This is a genomic window from Inquilinus sp. (assembly GCF_057815775.1).
The window spans coordinates 1-2,278 of the sequence record NZ_JBYRFX010000647.1 but is presented as its reverse complement, the minus strand read 5'-3'; the positions used below and the strand labels follow the sequence as shown (position 1 = coordinate 2,278).

The 2,278-nt window shown below is 63.2% G+C and carries 1 protein-coding gene and 1 pseudogene; one reads left to right on the top strand and one right to left on the bottom strand.

Annotated elements, in window-relative coordinates; all coding sequences use genetic code 11:
* Nucleotides 1-353, top strand: a pseudogene (locus AC3XYG_RS22430) (FAD-dependent oxidoreductase); the annotation flags it as partial.
* A gap of 67 nt (nucleotides 354-420) precedes the next feature.
* Here AC3XYG_RS22430 and ltrA read toward each other — a convergent pair.
* Nucleotides 421-1,863 (bottom strand): group II intron reverse transcriptase/maturase, encoded by a 1,443-nt coding sequence (ltrA, locus tag AC3XYG_RS22425; RefSeq protein ID WP_489142085.1) that lies wholly within the window; start codon nucleotides 1,861-1,863, stop codon nucleotides 421-423.
* Between the last annotated feature and the right edge of the window lie 415 nt (nucleotides 1,864-2,278).

The following is a 2,278-nucleotide window of genomic DNA, read 5'->3' as shown; positions in this document are numbered from 1 at the left end:
TCCCCGACGTGCCGTTCGACGAGAAGAATGGCCGTTTCGCCAACCAGGAAGGCCGCATCCGGCCCGGCCTCTACTGCGTCGGCTGGGCGCGCCGCGGCCCGACCGGGACGATCGGCACCAACCGCCCCGATGGCTTCGCAGTGATAGAGAAGATCGCCGAGGACATCGGGGATGGCTCCGCCAAGCCGGGCGGCGAAGGGTTCGACCGGCTAGCCGAAGAGCGCAACCTCGCAGTCATGGCTTTCGACGATTGGAAGAAGATCGACGATGCCGAAGTCAAACGCGCCCGCGACGGCGCGCCGCGCGAGAAGTTCATCGCCATCGACGAGATGATCGCGGCCGCCAAGGCATAGACCATGCGACAAATCGAGTAGGGGGATTCCTCACGGTCTCCCCCTCTCACACCACCTGGCATACGTTCTACGTACCGCGGCGGTTTCCGGTAAGGTTTAGCGTGGCATGATGGTCGGCAAGTGAGACCAGCTTGTGGTTGGTGAACCAGGCGATGGTCATGGCCTCGGTGGCCGGGTGGCTTAGGGCCAGACGCCACCATCCGTATCCTGAGCCTGCCAACAGCCAGGCGCGCGCGGTTGGGACCCCGCATGCCCGAAGAAAACGGGCGGTCGCCCGTTTGCGTTTGCACTGTTTGAGCCTGGCGCAGCGCAGTTTGCGCCTGAGCCATTCATCAGTTCTGCGCAGTTCACGCTTGGCCCGAGCAAGTCGGAAGTATGTCACCCAGCCCGTCGTGAAGGCATTCACCTGAGCGATCATCGTCTTGAACGGGATTGCCCGGTTCCGACGTGTGATTGCACGCAAGCGCTCCTTCATCCGGTGCAGGCTCTTCGGCGCAATGCCGAGCCCTCCTGTGTACCAGAGGCGATAGCCGAGGAACGAACGGTCCTCGACGGGCGCGACCGCGCTCTTGTGCCGGTTGACGCGGAGTCGGAGCTTGCCTTCCAGAAAGGCAGACACCGAAGCCATCACGCGTTCCCCCGCTGCCTGCGACCGTACATAGATGTTGCAGTCATCGGCATAACGGCAGAACCGGTGCCCCCGGCGTTCGAGTTCCTTGTCGAGGTCATCCAGCAACAGATTGGCGATCAGCGGCGAGAGAGGGCCGCCTTGCGGAGTCCCTTCCTGCCGTTCGACGCATACGCCGTTTGCCATCATCCCCGCTTGCAGGAAGCGACGGATGATCGTGAGCAGGCGCTTATCACCGATGCGTTGGGCGAGACGGGACATCGCTACGTCGTGGTTGACCCGGTCAAAGAACTTTTCCAGATCGAGATCCACGACCATGCGCCGCCCGTCGGTTACATACTCTTGAGCCTGACGAAGCGCGTCATGCGCGCTCCGCCCAGGACGGAACCCATAGCTCGAGTCCGAGAATGTCGGATCGAACATCGGCTCCAGCACTTGCAGGATCGCCTGCTGCACCAGCCGGTCGACCACCGTCGGGATGCCAAGCTGGCGAACCCCTTTGCCATCCGGCTTGGGGATTTCCACCCCGCGCACCGGTTGTGGACGGTAGCTGCCATCGAGCAGCGAGACGATCAGCCCTTCGCGGTTGTCCGCGATCCAGCCGCGCAGGTCGGCAACGGTCATCCCGTCCGCCCCCGGCGCACCCTTGTTCGCTTTCACCCGCTTGTAGGCTCGGTTCAGGTTGGCCGAACTGGCCACCTGTTCCATCACATCATACGCCAAGGCGAGTTTCTCGGCCCATGCCGCAGGTGTTTGCCGCTCCTCGATCGTCCCAGCGCCGGTTCCGCCTTTGCCGGTGACGTCGTGGCGCAGCGATGCCTTCAGGGCCTCGTCAAAGAGGTCCAGCTGCTTCCCGCTGCTTTGCTGCCGCTCCACACCCATCGAATGCGCCCAGTCTTGCTCCTTGATTACCAAATTCAGCCCTTCGCCCGGTCGCCCGGACTACTATGGCTTCTGCTGACTTCTCCCACCCCATCCAACGACATCGCTGTCGCCGTACTCCGGATCGTCCGGAGAGGCCGGGAGATCTCCCAGGGTAAGACGTTTATCCTTCGCTCGGTCGCCGCCGGATCTACCGATGCGCCTGTCCGTCTGAATATCGGGCGTCCCGGCCCATTGCCCGGTTACCCCACCGCACCGGCCTTATATCCGGTTCCTGTTCGTCAGCTCCGAGCTTTGCCTCCGGCTTCCTCCCCACCCCGCCTCGCGACGACGCAGTTGCCTTCAGCTAGCGGTTCCGTTCAGCCGGCCCGCAAAGGACTTGCACCTCCAACATCAACGCCATGCCTGGCACACA

Excerpts from the sequence above, each read along its gene's own strand:
- ltrA (WP_489142085.1), bottom strand. The coding sequence starts at position 1,863 with ATGGGTGTGGAGCGGCAGCAAAGCAGCGGGAAGCAGCTGGACCTCTTT.